20 protein-coding genes are annotated in these 22,220 nt (G+C 60.0%); 13 read left to right on the forward strand and 7 right to left on the reverse strand.

What is annotated here, in order from left to right; all coding sequences use genetic code 11:
• Nucleotides 1–26: 26 nt before the first annotated feature.
• The 4 genes from ACOZK9_RS13605 to ACOZK9_RS13620 all read left to right on the forward strand — a co-directional run bounded on the left by ACOZK9_RS13605 (nucleotide 27) and on the right by ACOZK9_RS13620 (nucleotide 4,915).
• Nucleotides 27–914 (forward strand): LysR family transcriptional regulator, encoded by an 888-nt coding sequence (locus tag ACOZK9_RS13605; RefSeq protein ID WP_122252014.1) that lies wholly within the window; start codon nucleotides 27–29, stop codon nucleotides 912–914.
• Nucleotides 915–1,011: 97 nt separating this feature from the next.
• Nucleotides 1,012–1,851, forward strand: coding sequence for a formate dehydrogenase accessory sulfurtransferase FdhD (fdhD, locus tag ACOZK9_RS13610; RefSeq protein ID WP_421556008.1), 840 nt, complete (start codon nucleotides 1,012–1,014; stop codon nucleotides 1,849–1,851).
• Nucleotides 1,848–4,196 carry an FdhF/YdeP family oxidoreductase gene (locus ACOZK9_RS13615; protein WP_122252015.1) on the forward strand — a complete coding sequence of 783 codons (2,349 nt, stop codon included), beginning with the start codon at nucleotides 1,848–1,850 and terminating at the stop codon, nucleotides 4,194–4,196. The genes fdhD and ACOZK9_RS13615 overlap by 4 nt, the downstream gene beginning before the upstream one ends.
• Before the next feature lie 239 nt (nucleotides 4,197–4,435).
• Nucleotides 4,436–4,915 carry a YMGG-like glycine zipper-containing protein gene (locus ACOZK9_RS13620; RefSeq protein WP_122252016.1) on the forward strand — a complete coding sequence of 160 codons (480 nt, stop codon included), beginning with the start codon at nucleotides 4,436–4,438 and terminating at the stop codon, nucleotides 4,913–4,915.
• Between the two features lie 121 nt (nucleotides 4,916–5,036).
• Here the strand turns inward: ACOZK9_RS13620 and ACOZK9_RS13625 are convergent, their stop codons facing one another.
• Nucleotides 5,037–5,468, reverse strand: a complete 432-nt coding sequence (locus tag ACOZK9_RS13625) for an acyl-CoA thioesterase (protein WP_058413094.1) — start codon at nucleotides 5,466–5,468, stop codon at nucleotides 5,037–5,039.
• 23 nt (nucleotides 5,469–5,491) lie between these two features.
• Nucleotides 5,492–7,429, reverse strand: a complete 1,938-nt coding sequence (locus tag ACOZK9_RS13630) for a RecQ family ATP-dependent DNA helicase (RefSeq protein ID WP_421556009.1) — start codon at nucleotides 7,427–7,429, stop codon at nucleotides 5,492–5,494.
• A gap of 227 nt (nucleotides 7,430–7,656) precedes the next feature.
• Between ACOZK9_RS13630 and ACOZK9_RS13635 the strand changes: the two genes are divergently transcribed.
• Both ACOZK9_RS13635 and ACOZK9_RS13640 read left to right on the forward strand, forming a co-directional pair.
• Nucleotides 7,657–7,845: a YhfG family protein gene (locus tag ACOZK9_RS13635; protein WP_122252018.1), complete on the forward strand. Its 189-nt coding sequence runs from the start codon at nucleotides 7,657–7,659 to the stop codon at nucleotides 7,843–7,845.
• An 80-nt stretch (nucleotides 7,846–7,925) separates the two neighbouring features.
• Entirely contained in the window at nucleotides 7,926–8,282 is a 357-nt protein-coding gene (locus ACOZK9_RS13640; RefSeq protein WP_421556010.1) for a DUF1493 family protein, read from the forward strand.
• A 192-nt stretch (nucleotides 8,283–8,474) separates the two neighbouring features.
• Here ACOZK9_RS13640 and ACOZK9_RS13645 read toward each other — a convergent pair whose 3' ends face one another.
• Together ACOZK9_RS13645 and hslO are read right to left on the reverse strand one after the other, a co-directional pair.
• Nucleotides 8,475–10,016, reverse strand: a complete 1,542-nt coding sequence (locus tag ACOZK9_RS13645; protein WP_058413090.1) for a phosphoenolpyruvate carboxykinase — start codon at nucleotides 10,014–10,016, stop codon at nucleotides 8,475–8,477.
• Between the two features lie 179 nt (nucleotides 10,017–10,195).
• A complete protein-coding gene (gene hslO / locus ACOZK9_RS13650; RefSeq protein ID WP_058413089.1) occupies nucleotides 10,196–11,098 on the reverse strand; it encodes an Hsp33 family molecular chaperone HslO in 903 nt (300 codons plus the stop codon).
• Between the two features lie 123 nt (nucleotides 11,099–11,221).
• Here hslO and ACOZK9_RS13655 point away from each other — a divergent pair, with 123 nt between their 5' ends.
• A complete protein-coding gene (locus ACOZK9_RS13655) occupies nucleotides 11,222–12,025 on the forward strand; it encodes a phosphatase PAP2 family protein (protein WP_421556011.1) in 804 nt (267 codons plus the stop codon).
• Nucleotides 12,026–12,094: 69 nt separating this feature from the next.
• Here ACOZK9_RS13655 and ACOZK9_RS13660 read toward each other — a convergent pair whose 3' ends face one another.
• A complete protein-coding gene (locus ACOZK9_RS13660; RefSeq protein WP_421556012.1) occupies nucleotides 12,095–12,502 on the reverse strand; it encodes an RNA-binding S4 domain-containing protein in 408 nt (135 codons plus the stop codon).
• Between the two features lie 116 nt (nucleotides 12,503–12,618).
• Between ACOZK9_RS13660 and rimA the strand changes: the two genes are divergently transcribed.
• Genes rimA through rimK form a run of 3 tightly spaced genes read left to right on the forward strand, consistent with a single transcriptional unit; the run spans nucleotide 12,619 to nucleotide 14,796 of the window.
• Complete coding sequence (gene rimA, locus ACOZK9_RS13665; protein WP_058413086.1) at nucleotides 12,619–13,398, forward strand: S6 modification regulatory phosphodiesterase RimA; 780 nt, start codon at nucleotides 12,619–12,621, stop codon at nucleotides 13,396–13,398.
• 13 nt (nucleotides 13,399–13,411) lie between these two features.
• Nucleotides 13,412–13,894 carry a retropepsin-like aspartic endopeptidase RimB gene (gene rimB / locus ACOZK9_RS13670; protein ID WP_058413085.1) on the forward strand — a complete coding sequence of 161 codons (483 nt, stop codon included), beginning with the start codon at nucleotides 13,412–13,414 and terminating at the stop codon, nucleotides 13,892–13,894.
• The gene (gene rimK / locus ACOZK9_RS13675; protein WP_025855543.1) at nucleotides 13,891–14,796 is read left to right on the forward strand and encodes a 30S ribosomal protein S6--L-glutamate ligase; all 906 of its coding nucleotides are present in this window, start codon (nucleotides 13,891–13,893) and stop codon (nucleotides 14,794–14,796) included. The genes rimB and rimK overlap by 4 nt, the downstream gene beginning before the upstream one ends.
• A 129-nt stretch (nucleotides 14,797–14,925) precedes the next feature.
• Here the strand turns inward: rimK and ACOZK9_RS13680 are convergent, their stop codons facing one another.
• Together ACOZK9_RS13680 and ompR are read right to left on the reverse strand one after the other, a co-directional pair.
• Nucleotides 14,926–16,239 carry an ATP-binding protein gene (locus ACOZK9_RS13680; RefSeq protein WP_058413084.1) on the reverse strand — a complete coding sequence of 438 codons (1,314 nt, stop codon included), beginning with the start codon at nucleotides 16,237–16,239 and terminating at the stop codon, nucleotides 14,926–14,928.
• Nucleotides 16,240–16,356: 117 nt separating this feature from the next.
• A complete protein-coding gene (gene ompR, locus ACOZK9_RS13685) occupies nucleotides 16,357–17,097 on the reverse strand; it encodes an osmolarity response regulator transcription factor OmpR (protein ID WP_053255745.1) in 741 nt (246 codons plus the stop codon).
• 355 nt (nucleotides 17,098–17,452) lie between these two features.
• On the opposite strand from ompR, the gene ACOZK9_RS13690 reads away from it, so the two are divergent.
• The 3 genes from ACOZK9_RS13690 to gshA all read left to right on the forward strand — a co-directional run bounded on the left by ACOZK9_RS13690 (nucleotide 17,453) and on the right by gshA (nucleotide 21,970).
• Nucleotides 17,453–19,789, forward strand: a complete 2,337-nt coding sequence (locus ACOZK9_RS13690) for a Tex family protein (RefSeq protein ID WP_058413083.1) — start codon at nucleotides 17,453–17,455, stop codon at nucleotides 19,787–19,789.
• The gene (locus tag ACOZK9_RS13695) at nucleotides 19,789–20,172 is read left to right on the forward strand and encodes a PaaI family thioesterase (RefSeq protein ID WP_122252023.1); all 384 of its coding nucleotides are present in this window, start codon (nucleotides 19,789–19,791) and stop codon (nucleotides 20,170–20,172) included. Before ACOZK9_RS13690 ends, ACOZK9_RS13695 begins: the two co-directional genes overlap by 1 nt.
• A 214-nt stretch (nucleotides 20,173–20,386) precedes the next feature.
• A complete protein-coding gene (gene gshA / locus ACOZK9_RS13700) occupies nucleotides 20,387–21,970 on the forward strand; it encodes a glutamate--cysteine ligase (RefSeq protein ID WP_421556013.1) in 1,584 nt (527 codons plus the stop codon).
• Nucleotides 21,971–22,220 lie beyond the last annotated feature (250 nt).

Below are 22,220 nucleotides of genomic sequence, written 5' to 3' on the forward strand. Positions count from 1 at the left end.
GCCATTGGAATTAGCCCGGAGCGAAGATGGACATCAAGCAGCTGAAATTCCTCATCGCCCTAGACGAGACCCGCCACTTCGGCCAGGCAGCGGCGCGCTGCCATATCACTCAGCCGACCCTGTCGATGCGCTTGCGCAACCTCGAAGAAGAACTCGACCTGCCGTTGGTCAACCGTGGCCAGCGTTTTGAAGGGTTTACCGCGCCGGGCGAGCGGGTATTGGCGTGGGCGCGCACCGTGCTGGCGGCCTATGACGGCCTGCTGGCCGAAGCGGCCGCCTGTCGTGGCAATTTGGTCGGCACGTTGCGCCTGGGCGTGGTGCCGCTGTCGAGCTTTGACCCTTTGGCCTTGATGCAGCAACTGCATAAAGAGCACCCGAGCCTGCGCTTTGAGCTGTCGGCATTAAGCTCCGAGCAAATTCTGGAACAACTCGCGAGCAACCGCCTGGACCTTGGCGTGTCCTACCTGGAGCGCCTCGACACTGAGCGTTTCGACTCGCTGGCCTTGGGCGAAACCCGTATGGGGCTGCTCTACGACCAACGATTTTTCAGCTTTGGCGATACCCCTTTGAGCTGGGAAGCGCTGATCGAACTGCCGTTGGGCATGCTCACCAGCGGCATGCACTTTCGCCAATCGATCGACCATAACTTCCACAGCCGTGGGCTGAATCCGCAGCCTTTGTTACAAACCGATGCGGTGCATCAATTATTGCAAGCCGTGCACGGCGGGCTGTGTTGCGCAGTCATGCCGCTGGAAGGTGGGCTTGACGCGCTCACCGAGCACCTGCGCCTGCAACCCATTGAGGACGCTCACACAGTGGCGCGCCTGGGGTTGATCATGCGCCGCGGCGCACCCCGCTCGGCACTCGCCGAAGCGTGTTTTGCGCTGTTTCAAAAATCGCAGCAAGAGCCTTGATCGACGCCATCTATCGATAGATCAGTACTGACGATTAGACGCGACGCTTTGTCGCGCCTAGTCTGAACATTGATCAATCCGCCGGTGGTACTGCCCCATGAACGCCAAGCGCCCAGCTTGCGCGGCGCCCGCCCTCGAAACGCTCGCGCCGGCCGCCAGCCAGAGCTACCAGTTTTGCAACCTCGAACACACTGAAGTCGCCAGCACTGCGTTGGCCGAAGAAGTGGCGTTGGCGATTGCCTATAACGACATCAGCCAGGCCGTGATGCTGGTAACGCCGACCGACCTTGAAGACTTCATTGTCGGCTTTAGCATCGGCAGCGGCATTATCCCCGACGTTAGCGACATTTATGACCTTAAACTCAGCGGTTCTGGCTCGGCCCAATACGCTCAGGTGCAGATTTCCAGCCGTGCGTTCTGGAACCTCAAGCAGCAGCGCCGCCAGTTGGCAGGCACCAGCGGCTGCGGTTTGTGCGGCGTAGAAGCGGTTGAACAAGCCTTGCCAGACCTTCAAGTATTGCCCGGTGCGCCCTTGCCGCCCGCCGAATGGCTTGAGGGCCTGCGCCAACGCATCAGCGCTTTCCAGCCCTTGGGCCAGTACAGCGGCGCGGTGCATGCGGCGGTATTTATGAACAACCAGGGCGAATTGTTGATGGGCCGCGAAGACATCGGCCGGCATAACGCGCTGGATAAATTGATCGGCGCACTGATCCGCCAAAACATTCCGACCGACGGCGGCCTGGCGATTGTCACCAGCCGCTGCAGTCTCGAATTGATTCAAAAAGTTCTGCGCGCGGGCATCCAGACCCTGGTTAGCCTGTCGTCGCCCACCGGCCTGGCCCTGCAATGGGCGCGTCGGCACAACCTTAATCTCATCCACCTGCCGCAGAAAAGTGCGCCGCGGGTTTACAGCCCTGCGATGGAGAAACAGCCGTGAGCAATCATCATCAAGCCGACCAAACCCCGACCCCGCGCTACAAGCCCTACAAAGGCCCAGCCGGCGGATGGGGTGCACTGATCAGCGTGGCGCAAGCCTGGCTGACCAGCGACAACGCGCTGAAAAACCTGCGCATGATGCTCAAAACCAACCAGAACGGCGGCTTCGACTGCCCCGGCTGCGCGTGGGGCGACTCGCCGGAAAGCGGCATGGTCAAGTTCTGCGAAAACGGCGCCAAGGCGGTCAACTGGGAAGCCACCAAGCGCCGCGTGGACGCTGCATTCTTCGCCAAACACAGCGTCACCGCGCTGCTCGCGCAGAGCGACTATTGGCTGGAATACCAAGGCCGCCTGACCGAGCCGATGCGCTATGACGCACAGACCGACCACTACGTGCCGGTCAGTTGGGAAGCGGCGTTCGACCTGGTGGGCAAGCACCTCAATGCATTGCCGAGCCCGGACATGGCCGAGTTCTACACCTCGGGCCGGGCCAGCAACGAAGCGGCCTACTTGTATCAGTTGTTTGTGCGCGCGTATGGCACCAACAATTTCCCGGACTGCTCGAACATGTGCCACGAGGCCAGCGGCGTGGCCCTGGCGCAAAGTGTGGGCGTGGGCAAAGGCACCGTGACCTTTGATGACTTCGAACATGCCGATGCGATTTTCGTGTGGGGCCAGAACCCCGGCACCAACCACCCACGCATGCTGGAGCCGCTGCGCGAAGCGGTAAAACGTGGTGCTCAAGTGGTGTGCATCAACCCGCTGAAAGAGCGTGGCCTGGAGCGCTTCCAGCACCCGCAACACCCGCTGGAAATGCTCACCAACGGCGATAAGCCGACCAACACCGCCTACTTCCGCCCGGCGCTCGGTGGCGACATGGCCATCTTGCGCGGCATGGCCAAGTTCCTGCTGCTGTGGGAGCGCCAGGCTCAGGCCGAAGGCAAAGAAGCCGTGTTCGACCACGACTTCCTCAACGAACACACGACCAACGTGCTGGATTACCTCGGGCAGATCGACGACACCTCGTGGGATGAAATCGTCGCGCAGTCCGGCCTGAGCCTGATCGAGATCGAACAGATCGCGCGCATGTACGCCAAGGGCAAGAACGTGATCATGTGCTGGGCGATGGGCATCACCCAGCACCGCCACTCGGTGCCGACCATCCAGGAAATCGCCAACCTGATGCTGCTGCGCGGCAATATCGGCCGCCCCGGCGCCGGCCTGTGCCCGGTGCGTGGCCACAGCAACGTGCAGGGCGACCGCACCATGGGCATCAACGAGCGCCCACCGGCGGCGTTCCTCGACTCCCTTGAGCGCCGCTTTCAGTTCCAGGTGCCGCGTGACAATGGCCACAACGTGGTCGAAGCGATCCACGCCATGCTCGCAGGCCGCTCCAAGGTGTTTATCGGCCTGGGCGGCAACTTCGCCCAAGCCACGCCGGACAGCCCGCGCACGTTCGAAGCGCTGCGCAACTGCGACCTGACCGTGCAGATCAGCACCAAGCTCAACCGCAGCCACTTGATGCACGGTAAGGACGCGCTGATTCTGCCGTGCCTGGGCCGTACCGACATCGACATTCAGGCCGACGGCCCGCAAGCGGTGACGGTGGAAGACTCGTTCAGCATGGTTCACGGCTCCAACGGCCAACTGCAACCGCTGTCGAAGCTGATGAAATCCGAGCCTGCCATCGTCGCCGGCATTGCCGCTGCGACCCTGGGCAGTAAACCGGTTGACTGGAACTGGCTGGTGGCCGACTACGGGCGCATCCGCGACTTGATCGCCGACACCATCCCGGGCTTCAAAGACTTCAACGAGAAGATCAAACACCCGGGCGGTTTCTACTTGGGCAACTCCGCCGGTTCGCGCCGCTGGAACACCCCATCGGGCCGCGCCAACTTCCGCCCCAACGTTCTGCCCAAAGACCTGATTCACGAACGCACCCACGCCACAGGCCGTGTGCCGGACCTGATCATGCAATCAATGCGCTCCCACGATCAGTACAACACCACCATTTATGGCCTGGACGACCGCTACCGCGGCGTAAAAGGTCAGCGTGACGTGTTGTTCGTCAACGAAGCAGACATCATCCGCCTGGGCTTCAAGCCAGGGCAGAAGGCCGACATCGTGTCGCTGTGGGAAGACGGCCGCGAGCGCCGCGTGAAGGGCTTCACCTTGCTCGCGTTTGATATTCCGGCAGGCCAGGCAGCCGCTTATTACCCGGAAGTGAACCCGCTGGTGCCGCTGGAAAGCACCGGGGAAGGCAGCCATACCCCGACGTCGAAGTTCGTGGCGATTCGTTTGGAAGCGGCGAGCGACAGTGGCTTGATCATGGCGCGCTCTGCCTGACGACAACAAGCTCTACAGCCTGAAGATTCTTCAGGCACAAAAAAGGCCGCTTTTGCTTAAAAGCGGCCGTTTCGAAGTCACTACTGACAGAAGCTACAGACCCGCAAAAATCACTTAAGTTCCTTATACAAAACAGTAACTTATAGAATTGTATACAACTCACACCACTGGTCGGATTTCGATTGTCAGCGTCTCGATACAACCTCAGGATCGCGCCGTCATCCTCTTGAGGTCTGTCTATGAAGTTCTCCTCGATTCTCTTGTTGTCCTTTAGCCTGGTCAGTGGCGCAGCCATGGCCGGTGGCACCACCGAAGCCGGTGTGGGCGGCGCATTGGGCGGGGTTCTAGGTTCGGTCGTTGGCCAGCAGCTCGGCGGCAACACCGGTTCGGCCATCGGCGCAGCCGTCGGCGGCGCGGGCGGCAGTGCGGTCGGCGCAGACAAGCGCAGCCGTGGTGAAGCAGCAATTGGCGGTGCCTTGGGCGCAGCCGGCGGCAACGTCGTAGGCCGCAGCATGGGCGGCACCACCGGCAGCCTGATCGGCGCAGCCGCCGGCGGCGGCGCAGGTGGTGCGGTCGGCAACTACATGGGCAACAAGAGCGATGACGACGACCGTCGTGACCGTGGGCGAGATAACCGTCGCTATGACCGCGATGACCATCGTGGTCGTGGGCACGCCTACGGGCATCGCAAGAACAAACATCACTACCGCGATCGTTAATCTGTGAGAGGGGGCTTGCTCCCGATGGCAGTGTGTCAGCCAACACCTGTTTGGCTGAGCCACCGCCATCGGGAGCAAGCCCCCTCCCACATTTGCGTTGGCTGAGTGTTCACGTTCAGGTTCACACCACCAACCGCTGCAACGCCTCGCGCAACATTCCCGGGATGGTCACCGGCTGGTTCGACGCCCGGTCCACAAACACATGCACGAAGCGCCCAGCCGCACAGGCGTCATCCTCGCCCGCCTTGAACACCGCCAACTCGTACTGCACCGAGCTGTTACCCAATTTGCCGACCCGCAGGCCAATGTCTATACGATCGGGAAACGCGATCGAGGCGAAATAATCGCACGCCGAACTCACCACAAACCCCACCACTTCGCCGTCATGAATATCCAACCCGCCCTGCTCGATCAGGTAGGTATTCACCGCCGTGTCGAAAAAGCTGTAGTAGGTCACGTTGTTTACATGGCCATACACGTCGTTGTCGTGCCAACGCGTGATGATCGGCTGGAAGTGACGGTAATCGGCGCGTAACGGCATTGAGTCAGGCATGTGCAGGTCTCGTAGATGTGGTTTTACAGGTCATTCAAATGGGCTGCGGCCCAATCGCGTACCTCTGCGAAGGGGTAGTCCTCCAGCGCACCGAAACCCGCAATGCTGCGCGCTTTAAGCTTGGTAAACAACGGCACGCTGATACCGCCCAGAAAGCGCGTGAGCCGCTCCGCGCCTGGCAAATCCCCGGTGGCCTCATGGTGCCTGTGGATAAAATCACCGCACAGCGCCATGAAGTTTTTATCCACAAGCGGCGGCAAACCCGGCGGCGGCGGCAAGTGCGCAACGTGGCCGTGACACACCGAGCAATGCCCGCAACGCTGAGGGGCATTTTCATCACCAAAGTACTCAGCCAAACGCTGCCCAAGGCAACGCTCGGTGGCAAACAGCTCAAGCATGGCGTGGATCCGCGCCACCTCTGCCACCTCGTGCTGTTTGAAGCCTGTGTATAACTCCAGGCTTAACGCTTCTGGGTCAAAATCGGTATTCAGCAGGCTGTACACCTCCGTCATCTGCTTGCTTTCAAGCTCGATCAGGCCCTGCTCCTGGAAGTAATCCAACGCCTTGACCACGCGGTTGCGCTCGGCGCCATGCTGTTGATACAGCGCGTCGAAATCCACGGTTGCCCAGGTTCTGGCGCGCTGACAGACCTGGATAATCGCCGCGACAAACTGCTGCCGCTCGCCAGCAAACCGCGCGAGCAAGGCGTCGGGTTCGATCAGGTACTTGAAGCGGTATTCGGCATAAAACGCGTAGCGCGGCGCGATCACGCCCTTGAGTTCCAATTGCACCAACAGCGTCTTGAGCGGCAGCTCACGGATGTTGCTGTGGTCCGACAATGACCTCAGCAAGAACTCCCACTGCCCATCAACCCGCGCCGCTTGCAGCTCCTCCAGCACACGACGAATGCCGCCCTGCTCCGGCGTGTCGCCGTACACGAAATTCTCCAGCACATTCAGGCTGTCGCGGTTGGCCAATACCAGGCAGTCCGATGGCAGGCCATCACGCCCCGCGCGACCGATTTCCTGGCTGTAGTTCTCGATGGATTTGGGCAGGTCAAAGTGCACCACATTGCGAATATCGCTCTTGTCGATGCCCATGCCAAACGCGATGGTCGCGACGATGCAATTGGAGCGCCCGCCCATAAAGCGCTGCTGAATGCCCTCGCGCTTATCGTGGGGCAAACCCGCGTGATACGCCTCGGCCAGAATGCGATTGCGGGTGAGGTGCTCGGCAATCTGCTCAGCCGTTTTCTGCAACGTGACGTAGACGATGCTCGGCTGATTGGCGCGCTCTTTCATCCACGCAACCAGCCGCGCACGCTTATCAGCACCGGCAACCGGCTCCACCAACAAATTGAGGTTGGGCCGGTAGAAGCCGGTGGTGACCACGTCGTCCGGTGCAATAGCGAACTTCGCCTGCATGTCGGCAATCACCTTGGGCGTCGCCGTAGCCGTCAACAGCAGCACTTGTGGGATATTGAACTGACGCTGGTAGTCCGGCAGCTTCAAATAGTCCGGGCGAAAGTTGTGGCCCCACTCGGAAATACAGTGCGCCTCATCCACCACCAGCAACGAGAGCTGCACGCTTTGCAGGAAATTACGGAAGCGCTCGTTCTTCAAACGCTCCACGGAAATCATCAGGATTTTCAACTCACCTGAACGCGCACGGGCCATCACATCATTGGCCTCGTCGCGGGTTTGCGCCGAATCGATACTGCCCGCCGAAATGCCGTGGCGTTGCAGGAAGCCCAGTTGGTCCTGCATCAGCGCCAACAAGGGCGAAACCACCAGCGTCAAATGCGGCAATAGCACCGCCGACAGCTGATAGCACAGGGACTTGCCCGAGCCCGTGGGGAAAATAGCGGCAGCCGAGCGACCGGCCAGCACCGCACTGACGGTTTGTTCCTGGCCCAAACGAAATTGTGAAAAACCGAAGACCTGTTGGAGGGTGTCGTGCATGAGCTGTCACTCCATTGACCGCTGAATGAGCCCAAAACATAGACCAGTGCGTTCAGCGAATCGAGAAAGGTCGCAAGGAAAAAAGAGACAGGATAATACACAGGGTAAAGGATGGCCTTGGGCCGAAGCAGGACATTTCGCACAGTATTGCAGGACAACCAACAACCCACAGTTTGGATCTGAGCCAGGTGCTAAAATCAAGTTTTGCGACCCATGAGTACGCCGCAATGAGCGAACCAACGTTTGAGCAAAAACAGGATCATTTCCACAAGATCCGCCGCTCCAATTACCTCGCCAGCCTGCGCCTGGAAGGATTCAATACCCAACCTGCCGACGTCGACAAACCCTTGCCAACCCGCGAAGCCGTTCTTGCCAAGTACCGCGCCCACCGGGCACATTTGACTGACAGTAAATGATCGTTCCTCACGCTCCGCGTGGGAATGCCGCTTGGGACGCTCCGCGCCCTGCCATCCACCCACTCCTGCGTGCACCCACCATGAACCTGGCTCCCAACTTCCCCGAAGACGCCGCCATGCAGCAACTCCTGCAATTGCTGCACGAAGAAATCGGCCTGCCGGAACACAAGACTATTCGCCTCGACACCTCGATCAACTTTGACCTTGGCTGCGATGGCGCCGAAGCCACGCAATTCATGGAAGCGCTGGAACAGGATTTTGCGCTCGACCTGGGTGACTACGACGCTTATCGTTATTTCCAGCCGCCGGTGTTTGATGTGTTCCTGAAACGCCGCGCCAAGGGCCGTGGCGATAAAATCGCGCTGACCATCGGCATGCTTTACCTGGCGATCAAGCACCACAACTGGGACACGCAAACGCTGGAAGACCTCAACTGACTTCAAGCACACGCCACGTCTAATTGTGGGAGCGGGCTTGCTCGCGAAAGCGGTAGGCCGGCCAATAATTCAGCTGGCTGACCCGCCGCCATCGGGAGCAAGCCCCCTCCCACCTTCGGGTCCCTCGCCCGCTAACCTTTCGCGCATAAAAAAGCCGCCTGCAAGAGGCGGCTTTTTCACAACAACCGAACCTTACAACTTAGGCCCGGCAGCCTTGATCGCATCGCTCACTTCAAACTTCTTGAAGTTCTCTACGAACAGAGCGGCCAGCGCTTTCGCGGCTTCGTCGTACGCAGCTTTGTCAGCCCAGGTGTTACGTGGGTTCAACAGGCCGGTGTCAACGCCCGGTACGGCCAGTGGCACGTCGAGGTTGATGGTGTCGAGGTGCTCGGTTTCAGCACCGACCAACGCGCCGCTCTGGATGGCTGCGATCACGCCGCGAGTGGTCGGGATGTTGAAGCGCTTGCCGACGCCGTAGCCACCGCCGGTCCAGCCGGTGTTGACCAGGTAGACCTTGGAGCCGAAGCCGCGCACGCGCTTGATCAGCAGCTCAGCGTATTCGCCGGCCGGGCGTGGGAAGAATGGCGCGCCGAAGCAGGTGGAGAAGGTCGACTTGATGCCGCTGCCCGAACCCATTTCGGTCGAGCCCACCAGTGCGGTGTAGCCGGACAGGAAGTGGTAGGCCGCTTGCTCTTCGCTGAGGATCGAGACTGGCGGCAGTACGCCGGTCAGGTCGCAGGTCAGGAAGATCACCGCGTTTGGCTCGCCGCCGAGGTTGTGCTCGGAGCGCTTGGCAACGTGTTCCAGCGGGTAGGCGGCGCGGCTGTTCTGGGTCAGGCTGACGTTGGTGTAGTCGGCGTGCTTGGCATCGTCGATCACTACGTTTTCGAGCACGGTGCCGTGCTTGATGGCTTTCCAGATAACCGGCTCGTTCTTCTCGGACAGGTCGATGCACTTGGCATAGCAACCGCCTTCGATGTTGAACACCACGCCTTCGCCCCAGCCGTGTTCGTCGTCACCGATCAGGTAACGGCTTTCGTCGGCGGACAGGGTGGTTTTGCCGGTGCCCGACAGACCGAAGAACAACGTCACGTCGCCTGCTTCGCCGATGTTGGCAGCGCAGTGCATCGGCAGTACGTCGGCGGCCGGCAGCAGGAAGTTCTGCACCGAGAACATGGCTTTTTTCATTTCACCGGCGTAACGCATGCCGGCGATCAGGACTTTTTTCTGCGCGAAGTTGAGGATCACGCAACCGTCGGAGTTGGTGCCGTCACGCTCTGGCACGCACTCGAAGTTGGCCACGTTAAGCACTTGCCACTCTTCACGACCGGCCGGGTTGTATTGGGCCGGGTTGATGAACAGGCAACGACCGAACAGGTTCTGCCAGGCAGTCTGGGTGGTCATTTTCACGGCCAGGTAGTGGTCCTCAGCGGCCCCTACATGAACGTGGGAAACGAAATGCTCTTGCGCGTTGTTGAATGCTTCTACGCGGCTCCACAGGGCATCGAACTTGTCGGCCGGGAACTTGCGGTTGATCGGGCCCCAGGCAATGGCAGCCTGGGTGGAAGGCTCTTCAACAATGAAGCGATCGACCGGCGAACGGCCGGTACGGTGACCGGTTTCTACGACCAGCGCGCCAGTATCGGCAAGCACGCCTTCACCGCGCTGCAGGGCTTCTTTGACCAGATCGTCAACACTCAGATCGGTGTATACGGCGTTATTGGCTTGCGTCATGAGGTTCCCCGTCGGCCTATGGCCGAGTGCTCCAAACGTTTTGTAGTAGAAAGTTGCGCACTACTACCGCGAAAAAAGTGGGCCGGATTATGCCAGAAAAGCCCAAAAAGAGTAGGGGCCTCCCGTCAGAACTGCGCTAATCCGGCGTTTTTCAGGTGATTCACCTGTGCTTAAACGTTTTAGTGGCGGGTGTCGGAGGGGGTGTCGATGCCTGCGCCGGCAAATAATTGGGCTACATCGGCGGCATCGAACAGGTAACGCTGGTTGCAAAACTGGCAGTCGATCTCGATATGGCCACCGTGCTCCACTACCAAATTCTGCGCATCTTCCAAACCAAGGCTGACCAAAGCATTGGCTGAACGCTCGCGCGAGCAACTGCAACGAAAGCGCAGACCCTGTGCGTCGAACAGGCGCACGGCCTCTTCGTGGTAGAGGCGGTGCAGGATGGTTTCGTTGTCCAGGGCCAGCAGTTCTTCAGCGGTCAGGGTGCCAGCCAGGGCGGTCAGCTTGCGCCAACTGTCGGTGCGCTCATCGTCGTCCTTGATGCGGTCAGCCGGCAATTGCTGCAACAGCAGGCCACGCGCACGCTTGCCGTCGGCGTTTAGCCAGAACTTGGTGCCGACTTGCTGCGACATCACGAAATAATTGGTGAAGCAGTCCGACAGCGTTTCGCCGTCGAGGTCGACGATGCCCTGGTAGCGCTGGCCTTCGGTCGGGTCGACGGTGATCGCCAGCACGCCATTGGTCATCAGGTCGCCGAGGGTGGCGTCGGCGGTGATCAGGTCGGCTTCGTAACGGGCCAGGCCACGGATCTCGCGCTCGCTGGAGCACTCGATCATCAGCATCGGAATCGGGCCATCGGAACGCGCCTGCAGAATCAGCAAACCGTCGAACTTCATGGTGCCGACCAGCAGCGCCGCCGCCGCCATCAATTCACCGAGCAGTTGCGCGACCGGCTCCGGATAGGCGTGCTTGGCGAGGACTTCGGCATAGCTGCGCTCCAGCGAGACCAGTTCGCCGCGGGCGTCGTTCTCGTCGAAGATGAAGCGTTGGGTGAAGTCGGTATCCGGTAGATCAGTCATAGGTCTCGGTATCTGAATGATGACAAATTGATGACAAGGTTTATAAAATAAAACGCTTTAGCACCAATTTGGTGCGGTTTTCTCCTGAAAAAAGGAGAGCAATCGAGCGATGAGGAACAGTTTATGAACAATCCGGGTTTGTTCCAAGCCACGTGGAACCTCCGGCGATGGGCCGTTTGCAATCTGGTCGCTGTTGCACTGTTGTGTTTTTGGCTGTGGCCCACGGGCCAGATGCTCTGTGTGATATTCGACGAATGGCTGTTCCACCTGCTCAATGACCCGCTGGCGAGCCATTCGATGTGGTTACACGTGTGGGCCGTGGCCAGTTTGCGACCGTTCGACGCGGTGGTCGGGGTCATTTTGCTGGCGCTGCTGGTGCGTGGTGACTGGGTGTTCAAGGCGATGCAGCTACGCCAAGCGTTTTTCGGCTTTTTCGGCATTCTGTTGTTGTTGCTGTTTATCCGCATGCTGTTTTCCAAACTCGCCGCGCAAATGGGTTGGCAACACAGCAGCCCGTCGATGGTGATCAGCGGCGCGGTGCAAATGAGCGATTACTTCCCGGGCCTTGAGAAAACCTGGGAGTTGAAGGACCGTTCAAGCCAGAGTTTCCCAGGCGATCATGCTTCGGTGCTGTTGATCTGGGCGATGTTCATGACGGTGTTCGCCAAGCGCATTGGCCAGGTGCTGGTGATCTGGGGCCTGGCACTGTTGTTCATGATGCCGCGGCTGGTAGCGGGCGCGCATTGGGGGCAGGACGATTACATCGGCGGTGTGCTGCTGGCGCTATTGGCACTGGGCTGGGGGTATTACACGCCGTTTGCGGCGAAGGTGTCGGAGGGGTTGTTACGGCTGACCGCACCGATCTTCAGGTTACTCGGCAAACTGCCAGTCATCGGGCGATTGAGCGTCATACGCGCAACTGCGTAACACCACAGGCTCAATGTGGGAGTGGACGTGCTCCCACATTTGATCGCCTTCTGGTTGCAGATTTGCGCATCAATCGTCATTGCCACTGCCGCGAAACTTGAACAAATCGCGGCGCTGCTTCTTGCTCGGTTTGCCGTCGGTGGTCATGCCGGTAGCACCCGCCTTGCGCATGGCCGCTGCGTTTTCGCGCTTGGCGATGCTGGCGTCGGTCTCGGCGTACAGCGCCTGCGCTTCGGGCGCACCACGGCGCACGACTGAAAGCGCCTGCACCACGATGGTTTTTTCATCAAACCCGTTACGAATCTGCAACTCATCACCCACGCGCGGCTCCTTGCCAGGTTTGCAGCGCTCACCGCGATGGTGCACCTTGCCGCCCTCGATGGCGGCCTTGGCCAGGGCACGGGTTTTATAAAAACGCGCCGCCCACAACCACTTGTCCAACCGGACCTTTTCTTCCTCTTCCTGCTTCTGAGCCACTTGAATTCCTCGCTCTGAAAAATGTCGCAACTGTACCGTTGAAACCCATCGACGCATAAACCCCCGAGCTCACCTAAGATACGCCAGGTAGCACCCTGTTTTCGCGAGGATACGCTGTGACCGACTTCCCTGCTTCACTCACCTCGCCCAACCAGCGTTGCGTGGGCTGCCAGCAAAGCGAACCGCTGAGTTTCGATTTTGCGTTCGCCTATCAGCCTATCGTAGACCTTCGGGACCACTCGGTTTTTGCCTATGAAGCGTTGGTACGAGGCACGCACGGTGAAGGCGCGCACTCCGTGCTAGGGCACGTCAACGAGAGCAATCGTTACCGCTTCGACCAGCGTTGCCGCACACAGGCGATTGCCGGGGCCGCTGCGCTGGGCATGCAAACCCACCTCTCGATCAATTTTCTGCCGAATGCCGTGTACCGGCCGGAGCTGTGTATCCGCAGTACGCTGGAAGCGGCGCGTGCGCATAATTTTCCGCTCAATCAGCTGATTTTCGAGACGCTGGAAAGCGAGCATGTAGATAACCATCGCCATTTGACGAATATTCTGCGTGAATACCGCGAATTCGGTTTCAAGACCGCGATCGACGATTTCGGCGCGGGCCATTCCGGGCTGAATCTGCTGGCCGATTTCCAACCTGATTTGATCAAACTCGACATGGCGCTGATTCGCGATGTCGATCAAGACCGTGTCCGTCAGGTGATCGTCCGGGGGATTGTCACAATCTGTGAGCAGTTGGGCGTTACTGTCATTGCCGAAGGCATCGAAAGTGCCGGCGAGCGCGATTTTTTGTCCGACTGTGGAATTTTTCTGATGCAGGGTTACTGGTTCGCCAGGCCTGCATTCAAAGCCTTGCCTGAGGTTTCAACTCAGGCCTGGGCGAATTAACCGGTTAACCCTATTGAAGACATTTGACCATTTGACCGTTGTGGGTCTGCGTGAGTGGGTGGCACTTCCCGACTTGGGAGTGGCTGGCCTGCGCGCGAAAATCGACACCGGTGCCAGCACCTCAAGCCTGCACGCCACCGAGATAGAGCCGTTTGAGCGCGACGGTGAAAAGTGGGTGCGCTTCACCGCGCACTTGGGCACTGTGGTGCAACTGCGTCACCGCCGCTGTGAAGCGCCGCTGGTGACGATGAAAACCATCAAGAGCTCCAACGGCCATGCGCAGGTGCGCTATGTGATCAGCACCACCCTGGCGTTGGGCGATCGGGTATGGCGGGTGGAATTCACCCTCGCCTGTCGCAAGGCCATGCGTTACCGCTTATTGCTGGGCTCCAAGGCGTTGATTGACGGCCATCTGGTGGTCAACCCCGGCGTCAAGTACGTTCAAGACAAGCCGGTGTTCCCGGTCTCTACTATTTCTGCCCCAGGTGCTGCATGAAGATTGCTGTGCTGTCGCGAAACCCGCGTCTGTATTCCACCCGCCGCCTGGTCGAGGCCGGCACCGAACGTGGCCACGAAATGGTGGTGATCGACACGTTGCGTGCCTATATGAACATTGCCAGCCACAAGCCGCAGATCCACTACCGTGGCAAGCCGCTGGAAGGCTTTGATGCGGTGATACCGCGTATCGGCGCCTCGGTGACGTTTTATGGCTGCGCGGTGTTACGCCAGTTTGAAATGATGGGCGTGTTCCCGCTGAATGAATCCGTGGCCATCGCACGCTCGCGCGACAAGCTGCGCTCGCTGCAACTGCTCTCACGCCGGGGCATTGGCCTGCCGGTTACCGGCTTTGCGCACTCCCCGGACGACATTCCCGACCTTATCGACATGGTCAACGGCGCGCCGCTGGTGATCAAGGTATTGGAGGGCACTCAGGGCATCGGCGTGGTGCTGTGTGAAACCGCCACCGCCGCGGAGTCTGTGATTGAGGCGTTCATGGGCCTCAAGCAGAACATCATGGTGCAGGAGTACATCAAGGAAGCCGGCGGTGCGGACATCCGCTGTTTCGTGGTGGGCGACAAGGTGATTGCGGCGATGAAACGTCAAGCCAAGCCAGGCGAGTTCCGTTCCAACCTGCACCGTGGCGGCAGCGCCAGCTTGATCAAAATTACCCCGGAAGAACGCATGACCGCACTGCGCGCAGCCAAGGTAATGGGCTTGGCGGTAGCGGGTGTGGATATTCTGCGCTCCAACCACGGCCCGCTGGTGATGGAGGTGAACTCGTCACCAGGCTTGGAAGGCATTGAGACCACCACCGGCAAGGACGTGGCGGGGATCATCATTCAGCATCTGGAAAAGAACGGCGGGCCGAACATGACCCGCACCAAGGGCAAAGGTTAGTTAGCTGCAAGCACAAGCTACAAGCTGCAAGCACAAGCACAAGCACAAGCTACAAGCTGCAAGTAAGGGCAAAAGCAGCTTGCTCTTTGCTTGCAGCTTGAAGCTTGACGCTAAAGCTTGTCGCTGCCCTTAAACTGCATCTCTTGGCAGCATCAGCCCCAGCGGCAAGCGTACACGCGCTTCCAGGCCGCCCTCTTCGCGGTTGCGCAGCTCGACATTGCCGCCATGCATCGAGGCGATCCGCCGCACAATCGCCAGCCCCAGGCCCGTGCCTTTGCCACCCCGGGCACGGTCGCCACGGGTGAACGGGTTGAAAATACCTTCAAGTTCGGCCGGGTCGATGCCCGCGCCACTGTCCATCACGCTCAACACCACATAAGGCGCTGTGCTGTCGCCGGACACGTACGCGGCCACTTCCACGTCCGAACCCGCATGGTGCAAGGCGTTGCCGATCAGGTTGTTCAGCAGGCGCTTCATCGATACCCGACGCAATGCGAACGGCTGGATCGGCTCCAGGCGCATGCGCACCTGTTCACCGTTCTGGTTGTAGGGCGCCACCACCTCACGTACCAGGTCCGTCAGGTCGACTTCTTCTACCACTTCATCGCGGCCGTCGCGGATAAACGCCAGGAACTGGTCGAGAATCGCGTCCATGTCCTCGATGTCACGGACCATGTCATCCGTGAGGTCGGAATGGTTGCCCATCAGCTCAAGGGACAGCCGCAACCGTGTCAGCGGCGTGCGCAGGTCATGTGAAACACCCGCCAGCATCAGCTCACGCTCGCGCCCGGCCTGCTCGACGTCTTCCGCCATCTGGTTAAACGCGCCGTACACCTCGGTCATTTCGCTGGGCGTATCGCTGACCGGCAGGCGCACACTGCGCCCCTGCCCCAGTTGGCGGGCGGCAAACACCAGGCGTTTCAGCGGCTGGTTAAGCTGACGCACAAAAATCCACGCGGACGCCGTTGAAAGCAAGCCGATGGCCAGGAACCAGCCCAACACGTTCCAGATTTTTTGCCCACGCAGCGGATGCGGGTACAGCGGCACTTTCAGCCAATCCTGACCCAGGCTTGGCGCACGCACCCACAACGCGGGGGAGACATGCATACGCAGGCGCACCTCGGTGTCGTCACCGAGTTCGGCCTGCATCTGGCGCTGGTAAATTTCACTGTAGGGCCAATGCTGCTCGCCCTCGGGCACGCCGGAGCCGGCAACACGCACCAGGGTCGCAGCCTTGGCGATCTTTTCACGGTTCTCAGGGTCGGCCGCCCAATAGGCGCGCAGCGTCAGCGCGACGCCGTGGCTGTATTGTCGGTCCACCAGCACGTCTTCGTTCATCAACAGATAAACCAGCGTCAGTGCCTTGGAAAACAGAACGACGATCAGCACCAGCCAAAGGGTGCGCGAGAAGAAACTTTGCGGGAACCACAACGGGGTTTTCATAGGAGACAGCTGGACACCTTGCAAGAACGAGCGGCGCTCGCAGAATTGCAGACGCCGGGCATCCCGTCGACCCTCATGGAGTCAAACGCCGGGATGCCCGCCCCTGCAAATCATCGATCACTTGGTTGCAGTGCCATCCGGCACAAACACATAACCCACGCCCCACACCGTCTGGATATACCGCGGCTTGGACGGGTCCGGCTCGATCATGCGGCGCAGACGCGAGATCTGCACGTCGATGGAGCGCTCCAGTGCATCCCACTCCCGGCCACGGGCCAGGTTCATCAGCTTGTCGCGGGTCAGTGGCTGGCGAGCGTTCATCACCAATGCCTTGAGCACCGCGAATTCGCCGGTGGTCAGCATGTGCACTTCTTCGCCACGCTTGAGCTCACGGGTCGCCAGCGACAGTTCGTAGTCGCCAAAGGTAACGCTTTCGTCTTCGCTGCCTGGCGCGCCCGGTACCGGGGCTGCCTGGCGACGCAATACGGCTTTGACCCGGGCCATCAACTCGTCAGGGTTGAACGGCTTGGCCAGGTAGTCATCAGCGCCCAGTTCGAGGCCTTTGATGCGGCTCAGCTCATCGCCCTTGGCGGTGAGCATGATGATTGGAATCTGGTTGTTCGCGCCGCGCAGGCGTTTGCAGGCGGTCAGGCCGTCTTCGCCAGGCAACATCAGGTCGAGCACGACCAGATTGAACACTTCGCGCCCCAACAGGCGGTCCATCTGCTCGGTGTTCGGCACCGCGCGTGCACGGTAGCCCTTGGAGTTGAAAAACCGCTCCAGCAGGCTGCTCAGCCCCGGATCGTCATCAACGATAAGAATTTTTTCGCCTTCAGCAGTTTGTGCAGTGCTGCTCATTAGATGCTCCTCTTGTCTCGGCGCGCATTATGGCCTAGCTGCCGTTATACGCACCGTGTGCATTGTTAGCAGATTTTTCCTTCACCGCCAGTGACCCAGCGCCCTGTAACCTCGGGCGCAGTAGCCCCCAAGGGCAGAACGCTGGTTATAATGCGCCGCCTTTGTACAGGGTAATGTCAGACTTTACTGCTTACTGCCTCACCCGTTTTTTCAGCGACGGGCAGCAATTTTCCGGTTTCGAGGGTCAACAGGCAGCCTCTTGACCCAGGCGCAGGCCCAGTCGGGCCGCTCAACCCGCCTCGCAACGCCTTGTTTTCCGGGCCTGCGAGCTGCTTTCAGAATTTCAGGTGGTTTTATGGACAGCATCAACAGCCGCATCGCCGAGGAACTCGGTGTACGCCCACAACAGGTCGAAGCGGCCGTCGCGCTACTGGATGAGGGCTCCACGGTGCCTTTCATCGCCCGTTACCGTAAAGAAGTGACTGGCAGCCTCGACGACATCCAGCTGCGGCACCTGGAAGAACGCCTGCGTTACCTGCGAGAACTCGACGAACGGCGCATCAGCATCCTCGCCAGCATCGAGGAGCAGGGCAAGCTGACCCCGCAATTGGAGCGCGACATCAAGCTCGCCGACACCAAGACCCGCCTTGAAGACCTGTACCTGCCGTACAAGCAAAAGCGCCGCACCAAGGGCCAGATCGCCCTGGAAGCGGGCCTGGGCGACTTGGCCGACGGCCTGTTCAACGACCCGTCGTTGAGCCCGGACACCGAAGCCGCACGTTTCATTGACGCGGAAAAAGGCGTCGCCGACGTCAAGGCCGCGCTCGAAGGCGCCAAGTACATCCTGATGGAGCGCTTCGCCGAAAACGCCAGCCTCCTCGAAAAACTGCGCACTTACCTCAAGCAAGAAGCCATTCTCAGCGCCCGCGTTATCGCCGGCAAAGAGGAAGAAGGCGCCAAGTTCCGCGATTACTTCGAGCACGACGAACCGCTCAAGAGCATGCCGTCGCACCGTGCGCTGGCGATTTTCCGCGGGCGCAACGAAGGTATCCTGAGCTCTGCGCTGAAAGTTGGCGACGAGCTACCGGGCAGCATGCACCCGTGCGAAGGCATGATCGGTCAACAATTCGGCATCCAGAATCAGAATCGCCCGGCGGACAAGTGGCTCGGTGAAGTGGTGCGCTGGACCTGGAAGGTCAAGCTCTATACCCACCTTGAAACCGACCTGCTCGGCGAGCTGCGTGACGGCGCCGAAACCGAGGCGATCAACGTGTTCGCCCACAACCTGCACGACTTGCTGCTGGCCGCTCCGGCCGGCCCGCGCGCAACGCTGGGCCTCGACCCGGGCCTGCGCACCGGTTGCAAGGTTGCGGTGGTCGACGCCACCGGCAAGCTGCTCGACCACGCCACCGTTTACCCACATGTGCCGCACAACAAGTGGGATCAGACCCTGGCCATTTTGGCCGCCTTGTGTGCCAAGCACGCGGTGGACCTGATCGCTATCGGCAACGGCACCGCCAGCCGTGAAACCGACAAACTGGCTGCCGAGCTGATCAAAAAATACCCGGCGATGAAAATGACCAAAGTCATGGTGTCCGAGGCGGGCGCTTCGGTGTACTCGGCGTCGGAACTGGCCTCCAAGGAATTCCCGGACCTCGACGTGTCGATCCGTGGCGCGGTTTCCATCGCGCGCCGCCTGCAAGACCCGCTGGCCGAACTGGTGAAGATCGACCCTAAATCCATCGGTGTCGGCCAGTACCAGCACGACGTGTCGCAGCTGAAACTGGCGCGCGGCCTGGATGCGGTGGTGGAAGACTGCGTAAACGCCGTGGGCGTCGACGTGAACACCGCTTCCGTGGCGTTGCTGGCACGAATTTCCGGGCTTAACGCCACGCTGGCGCAGAACATCGTCACCCACCGTGACGAAAATGGCGCGTTCAAAACCCGTGCGGCGCTGAAAAAAGTCGCCCGCCTGGGTGAAAAAACCTTCGAGCAAGCCGCAGGTTTCCTGCGTGTGATGAACGGCGATAACCCGCTGGACGCTTCTGCCGTTCACCCGGAAGCCTACCCGCTGGTGCAGCGTATTGCCGCCGAAACCGACCGCGACATCCGCTCGCTGATCGGCGACGCCGCGTTCCTCAAACGCCTGGACCCGAAAAAGTACACCGACGAAACCTTCGGTGTGCCGACCATCACCGACATCCTGCAAGAGCTGGAAAAACCCGGCCGCGACCCGCGCCCAGGGTTCAAGACCGCCGAGTTTCAGGACGGCGTCGAAGACCTCAAGGATTTGCAACTGGGCATGATCCTCGAAGGCGTGGTCACCAACGTGACCAACTTCGGCGCGTTTGTGGACATCGGCGTGCATCAGGACGGTTTGGTGCATATTTCTGCGCTGTCCGAGAAGTTCATCAAGGACCCGCGCGAAGCGGTGAAAGCCGGTGACGTGGTACGGGTCAAGGTCATGGAGGTCGATATTCCGCGCAAACGTGTAGGCCTGTCGATGCGCATGAGCGACACCCCCGGCGAGAAAATCGACGGTGCGCGGGGTGCACGCCCTGGCTCGGCACCGCGCCAGTCGCAGAACCGCTCTGAAAGCAGCGCACCGCGCAAGGAAACTGCCACGGCAGCGCCGAGCAACAACGCGATGGCGTCGCTGTTCGCGAATGCCAAACAGTTGAAGAAGCGCTGATGGAAATTCCCGCCGGTTTGACCCAAAGCGCGTTCAGCGAGCTGATCGGCTGCCGCCTGCAGCGCCTTGAAGAAGGCGTTGCCGAAGTGGCCCTGAGCCTGGAGCCGCAACTGCGCAACCGCGCGGGCAAGCTGCATGGCGGGGCGATTTTCAGCCTGGTGGACATTACGATGGGGCTGGCGTGTTCCAGCACCCATGGTTTTGACCAACAGAGTGCGACCATCGAGTGCAAAATCAACTATATCCGCGCCGTCTCGCAGGGCGAGGTGGTGTGCACCAGCCGGGTGATTCACGCCGGCAGGCGCACGCTGGTGGTGGAGGCGGATGTGGTCCAGGACGAAAAACTGGTCGCAAAAGCACAAGGCACCTTCGCTGTTCTATAGATCCCCACCCTTGATTTGAGTTAATTTCGGCGCTGCGACAACAGCGTCGGAATTTTCTTGCCGCGCCATAGCCAAACTCATGGAGTGAAGAAGGCTTTTTCAGAGCGGGTCAAATCGACTCAAAACCAGGCGATCACGCCAGTTTTAACTTCACCCTTGTAGACCGTCCTGCCCACCCCCATATTGGGGCGACTGACGCGTGAAGGAATCCAACTTGAGCGAACTTCTCAACCGCCGCCTGGCCCTGCTCGGCAAGCGCGAACACCTCTCTTTGCTAGAGCAATGCTTGCACGGCATCGAGCGCGAATGCCTGCGCGTCACCGGTGACGGTCGTCTGGCACAAACGCCGCACCCGGAAGCTTTGGGCGCTGCGCTGACCCACGAACAGATCACCACCGACTACTCGGAATCGCTGCTGGAGTTCATCACTCCCGCCCTGCCCAACCCGGCCGATACCCTGAGCAGCCTGGACAAGATTCACCGTTTTGCCTACACCAAGCTTGGCAGCGAATACCTGTGGAGCCCGTCGATGCCGTGCCCGTTGCCGGCCGAGGAAGATATTCCGATTGCCTACTACGGCACCTCCAATATCGGCCAGCTCAAGTACGTGTACCGCAAGGGCCTGGCCCTGCGTTACGGCAAGACCATGCAGTGCATCGCCGGTATCCACTACAACTTTTCGCTGCCGGAAAAGCTCTGGCCGTTGCTCAAGGAGACTGAAGGCTTCGTCGGCACCGACCGCGACTATCAGTCCACGGCGTATATCGCGCTGATCCGTAACTTCCGCCGCTACAGCTGGCTGCTGATGTACCTGTTTGGTGCCTCGCCGGCGCTGGACGCGGGTTTCTTGCGCGGTCGCTCGCACCAGTTGGAAATGCTCGACGCCGACACGCTGTACCTGCCGTACGCCACCAGCCTGCGCATGAGCGACTTGGGTTACCAAAGCAACGCCCAGGCCGGCCTCACGCCGTGCTACAACGATTTGAGCAGCTACACCGACAGCCTGCGCGAAGCGGTGGCGACGCCTTACGCGCCGTACGTCGAAGTGGGCACGCACAAGGACGGTGAGTGGGTACAGCTCAACACCAACATCCTGCAGATCGAAAACGAGTACTACTCCAACATCCGCCCCAAGCGTGTGACCTACACCGGCGAGCGGCCGATTCAGGCGCTGGTCGCGCGTGGCATCCAGTACATCGAAGTGCGCTGCCTGGACATCAACCCGTTCTTGCCGATGGGCATCGACCTGCCGGAATCGCGCTTCCTCGACGCGTTCCTGCTGTATTGCGCGCTGAACGACAGCCCGCTGTTCGCCAACAGCGACTGCGGCAACGCCACCTCCAACTTCCTCAGTGTGGTCAAGGAAGGCCGTCGCCCCGGCCTGCAATTGCAGCGTGAGGGCCAAGCCGTGGGCATGACCGAGTGGGCCACCGAGTTGCTCGAGCAGATTGCGCCGTTGGCCGCCTTGCTCGATGAGAGCCACGGCATGCAGGAACACAGCCAGGCGCTGGACGCCCAGTTGGCGAAGGTCAAGGACTCGTCCCTGACGCCATCGGCCCAAGTATTGGCGGCAATGGCCGAGCGCAAAGAGAGTTTTGCGCAGTTCTCGCTGCACCAGAGTGAGGTGCATGCCGAGTACTTCCGCAAGGAGCCGTTGCCGGCCGAAGAGCAGGCGCATTTTGAGCAACTGGCGCGCACGTCGCTGGCGCAACAGGCGGAGCTGGAGCAAAACGAAGTGGGCGACTTTGACGTGTTTGTCGGGTCGTACCAGGCCAGTATTCTGGCGATCAGTAACTAAGCCCGGGCTTGATGCCCTCCGGGAACTGAGGTTTATGTGGGAGGGGGCTTGCTCCCGATGGCGGAGTGTCAGTCAGTGAATCATTGACTGAAAGACTGCTATCGGGAGCAAGCCCCCTCCCACATTTGCCTGCATTGAATCTACTATTGGCATTCCCCCTTCTCCTCATAAGCTAATTCGAAAATGTTATTTATTTTCGGATTCTTAGATCATTTAGTCTCCTCACTCGCCGACCCTCGGCCGCCTGATT

It is taken from the genome of Pseudomonas kitaguniensis (genome assembly GCF_049199985.1).
In the GTDB taxonomy this organism is placed as follows: Bacteria; Pseudomonadota; Gammaproteobacteria; order Pseudomonadales; family Pseudomonadaceae; genus Aquipseudomonas; species Aquipseudomonas kitaguniensis.